The following is a 4,460-nucleotide window of genomic DNA, read 5'->3' as shown; positions in this document are numbered from 1 at the left end:
CCGTCAGCACGCGGGCGAGCCGCGCCCACGCGGTCTCCCGGTAGGGCTCGTCCGCGACCAGCTCCTCCAGCACTGTCACCGCCTCGGCCGACCGACCGGTCGCGTGCAGAGCGGCGGCGAGCTGCTCCCGGGCGGCGGACCGGGCCTCGTCGAGCCGCAGTGCCTCCCCCCGCACCGCCACGAGGTCCGCCGCCCGACCGAACGCCGCGCCACGCCACAGCGCCAGCGCCTGCTCGAGCAGCCGCACCGCGTCCGTCGCCGGGCCGGCGGCCGCGTCCGCGACGAGCGCCTCGAACCGCGCGCCGTCGACCCGGTCCGCTTCGAGCTCCAGCAGGTAGCCCCCGTCGACCGCCCGCAGCGGGATGCCCTGCGCCCGGCGGAGCCGGGACGCGTGGGTGTGCAGCGTGTGGATGGCGGTCCGCGGCGGGTCCTGTCCCCACAGCGCCTCGACGAGCACGTCGGCCGGCACGACGCGCCCGCGCCGAGCCACCAGCACCGCGAGCAGCGCACGCTGCTGGGCGCCGAGCACCTCGACGGTCCGGCCGTCCTCGCGCAGCTCGAGCGGGCCGAGCACCCCGACCTCCATGCGCCGATGCTACGAGGGCGGCGTACCCGTCGTCCGCCCCTAGGCGCCGTCCAGCGTCACCCACTGCGACCGCCACTCGGGCGGGTCGAACGGCTCCGCCCAGTACGCGGTCTCCCGCGCGATCTTCCCGTCCCGGAGCTCGAAGATGAACGTGCTGTGGAACACCGGCCCGTCGTAGTCGAGAGTCGCCTCGGCCACGACCAGGTCACCCGCCGCGAGCATCCGCCGCGGGGTGATGGTGGGCAGCACCGGGAACGCTCCGTAGACCCCGCGGCGGGCGTCACCGCCGACGATCCGCTCGCCCGACTGCGGCCAGTCCATCACCGCGTCCTCGTGGAACAGGTCGTCCATCACCTCGATCTTGCGGTCGTTCAGGCACTGGATGAGCCGCTCGACCACGGCCCGGTTCTCGTCCTCGCTCATCGGGCTCACCTCTGCCGGGCGTAGTCGCTGGCGCCGTACCAGTCGACGACGACGACGGGCTCGTCGCCGAGCACCCAGGCGTCGTGCCCCTTCGGCAGTGATGTCACGTCGCCGGCGGAGGCGATCATCTCGGTGCCGTCGTCCATGCGGATCCCCATCCGACCGCTCACGTGGTACTGGAAGTGCGGCGCCTCGCAGCTGGGCGTGCCCGCGGTCGGCTGGACGTCGACGGACCACCGCCAGCCCGGCTCGAACACCAGGCGCCCGACCTCGCTGTCTCCCACCGTCACGATCTCGGCTCTGCCGTGCGGGAACTCCCGCGTCTCGTCGGGTGCCTGGAACGTCTTGTGCGCGGTCTCCTGCATGGTCCGACCTCCTCGTCGGCGGGGCGCTCTGCCCCGGTATGGACCCTTCCTGGTATCCTGACCTTCTAGTAGGTAGGTGTCAATGACTCTCACCCGACGGAGGATGCGGACATGACCCCGATCGACGCCCCACCGACGGCCGACACCCGCACGCGGATCCTCGACGTCGCCGAGCGCCTGGTCCAGACGCGCGGCTTCAACGGGTTCAGCTACGCGGACGTCGCCTCGGAGCTCGGCATCGCCAAGCCGAGCCTGCACTACCACTTCGCGACGAAGGCCGACCTCGGCGAGGCCCTGATCCGCCGCTACGCCGAGCGGTTCGCCGTCGCGCTCAGCTCGATCGCCGAGCGCCCCGACGACGCGCGCCGCAAGCTCGACGCCTACGTGGCCCTCTACACCGACGTCCTGCGCGACCAGCGGATGTGCCTGTGCGGCATGCTCGCCGCGGAGTACCCCACGCTCCCCGCCCCGATGCGCGCAGCGGTCACCACGTTCTTCGACGACAACGAGGCGTGGCTCGAGCAGGTGCTCGACGCCGGTCGCGACGAGGGTGCGCTCCGGCTCACCGGCCCGTCGGACGAGGCCGCCCGGATCATCGTCGGCGGCCTCGAGGGCGCCATGCTCGTCGCCCGCTCCCACGGCGACCCGGCGCGCTTCGAGACCGCCGCCGGGCGCCTCCTCGCCGATCTCACGGGGGTGGCACCCGCGGGCCCGGCCGAGCCTCGGTGACGTAGCCGCAGCACCGCAGGACGCGCGCCCGGTCGAGCGGTCCGCCCCTGTCGGAGCCGACGACCATCCGCACGTGCGGGTCGCGGAGGAGGCCGCTCGGGTGCCCCGGCTCGTCGACCGGCGAGAGGTCTCCGTCCGGGAGCTCGCTCCGGATCCACTCGGCGAGCGCGGGCCACCTCGTCGCCACGACCGTCCACAGGGCGAGGGTCGTGGGCTCGAGCGGCTCCAGCTCCGTCAGGCGTGCGGCGAACGCCACGTTGTAGGCCATGAGGAACCGCTTGGTGGCGCGGGGGTTGGGCTCGAGCAGCTCCGCGTACTGCTCCAGGATGTGGCTCTGCTGCGTCGCGCGCTCGGGGTTGGTGCGCCGCGCCTCGAGCACCGCTTCGGCCAGCCCCTGGCGGGTCGTGTCGCCCAGACCGCGCGCCTCGCTCATGAGGTCGACCATCCGCTCGTCGAGCGATCCGGGGCCGACCTCCTGCGGCGCCTCCCGGATCCGGGCCAGCAGCTCGGCCGCACCCGTCCCGCCGGCGCCGTCCTTCGGGGCCACGTCCAGCAGCCCGGCGAGGTAGCCGGAGACCTGGGTGCGGTTGAGCGTGGGCAGCTCGATGCGGAGTTGGAAGAGCTTGTCGAGGAACAGGTGGCCGAGCGGCCTCCCCGGTTCGCTGACGTACGGCGAGAACACGCGGTAGGCGTCCTCGTAGGCAGCACGCAGCCAGCGCCCGTCGCCGACGGCAAGCACGACCAGTGCGGGGATCGGGTCTGCGCCGGCGGCCGCACGGCGCCGGGACCGCCGGGTCGACCGCTCCGGCCCCCGACGCAGGAGCGTCTGGACAGCGTCGAGCAGCTCCACCGCGAACCGTTCGTTGCAGCGGTCGAGGTCGTCGAGCACCAGCAGCACGTCCTTGGGGCTCTCCCGGCGGATGGCCCAGATCTGCTCGGCCACCTCCTCCATGGGGTTCTCGTTCAGCCGCTCGTGCACGCGGGCGCCCTGCAGGGAGCCGAGCGACAGGAACTTGCTGCCCAGACCCCCGATCGCCACCGTGAACGCGACGACCCCGGTGAGCACGGTCATGGTCGCGCGCGGGTCTCCCTGCCACAGCCAGACCGCCACCAGGACGATGAGGACGAGTGCGGGCGGCAGCCAGATGCGCCAGAGCCGACGTGCCGAGGCGAAGAACCGGCGCACGGAGAACCCGACCCGGCGCCGAGGGCTCAGCGACGCCCGCACCCCCTCGCGGAGATGCCCCAGCACCGCCCACCATGCGGGCGACAGCTGTGACGACCTCCACGCGTCGAGCTCGATGACGGTCCACGCGCGCAGCGTCGGGTCCTCCGGCGTGGCGAGACGCTCACCGATGAACCCGACGAGGCTGCTCTTGCCCGCTCCCCACGGCGCGTCCAGATGGACGGCGAACGCCTCGTCCGCCCGGTCGGGCGCGTCGGCCAGCTCGCGCAGCAGGATCGCCACCTCGGTGGCGAGGCTCGCGCGGCCGAGCAGGTCGTTCCGGGCCGGCTGGTCATGGACCAGCCTCGTCCTGCCCGTGGACGTCTCGGCCGCGGCGTCGGGACTGGGCGACGTGGTGGCCGGTGGAGGCGCCGACGCCTCGGACCGCGGACGGGCCTTCGTCCGGCCGGACGCCGGGGCTACCGACTCCGGCGCCTCGGACGGCAACTCGGGCACCTCACCCGCGAGCTCCTGCAGCCGGCGCTCCAGGAGCTCCTGCTCGACCCTCGAGGCGACGACGACATGCAGCCGCGCGCCCGGTGCAGCCGCCCGGACGAACCCGTCGACGAGCGCCTCGAGCGCCACCTCGGGAGTCAGGTTCCCCGCGCCCGCACCCAGCGCGGGGGTCAGGACGTCGTCGATCCCGTGCTCGTGCGTCACGGTACCGATCTGCTCCGCGAGGCGGCCGATCACGCTCGGCTCCGCCGGTGCACCTGCCGCGGCCACCGTGGCGGCGACGGCCACGCGTCGCACGTACTGCGACTTCGGCACGTCGAGCATCACGAGCCGGCCCAGCGTGGTGCCTGGGATCGGCAGGTCGACCCCGAGGCTCAGGAGGAACGTGTGCCACGGATCGCCCAGGGTTCCGAGCGCGGTGGTCGGAAGCACCAGAAGATCGGCAGGCAGCGCCAGCACGTTGCCGAGGACCACGTCCACGACCGGGCGGCGTCTCTCCTCCACGGCATCCCCCCGCGCGCGCCGCCCGCGGGTCACGCCCGCGCGGGACGTCACCCGGTCTGCACCCCGATCGTCGCAGTGCGGGTGCCCACGGGGCAACGCCGTCGCGCTCCGGGCCGGAGACGCCGTTCGGCCCCGGCGCGACGTGCGCCGGGGCCGAACGTGGTGGTACGAG

The 4,460-nt window shown here is 73.7% G+C and carries 5 protein-coding genes; 1 reads left to right on the top strand and 4 read right to left on the bottom strand.

The window, feature by feature from the left end; genetic code table 11:
- From AC1DUQ_RS18230 to AC1DUQ_RS18220, 3 genes are all read right to left on the bottom strand, one after another.
- A partial coding sequence (locus tag AC1DUQ_RS18230) for an AfsR/SARP family transcriptional regulator (RefSeq protein ID WP_477074287.1) occupies window positions 1-586 on the bottom strand: 586 nt, incomplete at its 3' end.
- A gap of 39 nt (window positions 587-625) precedes the next feature.
- Window positions 626-1,009, bottom strand: coding sequence for a nuclear transport factor 2 family protein (locus AC1DUQ_RS18225; RefSeq protein WP_477062885.1), 384 nt, complete (start codon window positions 1,007-1,009; stop codon window positions 626-628).
- A 5-nt stretch (window positions 1,010-1,014) separates the two neighbouring features.
- Window positions 1,015-1,374, bottom strand: a complete 360-nt coding sequence (locus AC1DUQ_RS18220; RefSeq protein WP_477062884.1) for a cupin domain-containing protein — start codon at window positions 1,372-1,374, stop codon at window positions 1,015-1,017.
- Between the two features lie 111 nt (window positions 1,375-1,485).
- Between AC1DUQ_RS18220 and AC1DUQ_RS18215 the strand changes: the two genes are divergently transcribed.
- Window positions 1,486-2,103, top strand: coding sequence for a TetR/AcrR family transcriptional regulator (locus AC1DUQ_RS18215; protein ID WP_477062883.1), 618 nt, complete (start codon window positions 1,486-1,488; stop codon window positions 2,101-2,103).
- On the opposite strand, the gene AC1DUQ_RS18210 is transcribed toward AC1DUQ_RS18215, so the two are convergent.
- Window positions 2,063-4,288 carry a P-loop NTPase fold protein gene (locus AC1DUQ_RS18210; protein WP_477062882.1) on the bottom strand — a complete coding sequence of 742 codons (2,226 nt, stop codon included), beginning with the start codon at window positions 4,286-4,288 and terminating at the stop codon, window positions 2,063-2,065. The genes AC1DUQ_RS18215 and AC1DUQ_RS18210 overlap by 41 nt on opposite strands.
- Window positions 4,289-4,460: the final 172 nt, after the last annotated feature.

This window comes from Cellulomonas sp. P4_B5_2 (assembly GCF_056402235.1).
This window is presented reverse-complemented; position numbering and strand designations above follow the sequence as displayed.

Bases quoted from the DNA above. Each gene is read 5' to 3' on its own strand.
- AC1DUQ_RS18225 (WP_477062885.1), bottom strand. From the start codon at position 1,009: ATGAGCGAGGACGAGAACCGGGCCGTGGTCGAGCGGCTCATCCAGTGC.
- AC1DUQ_RS18220 (WP_477062884.1), bottom strand. From the start codon at position 1,374: ATGCAGGAGACCGCGCACAAGACGTTCCAGGCACCCGACGAGACGCGG.
- AC1DUQ_RS18215 (WP_477062883.1), top strand. From the start codon at position 1,486: ATGACCCCGATCGACGCCCCACCGACGGCCGACACCCGCACGCGGATC.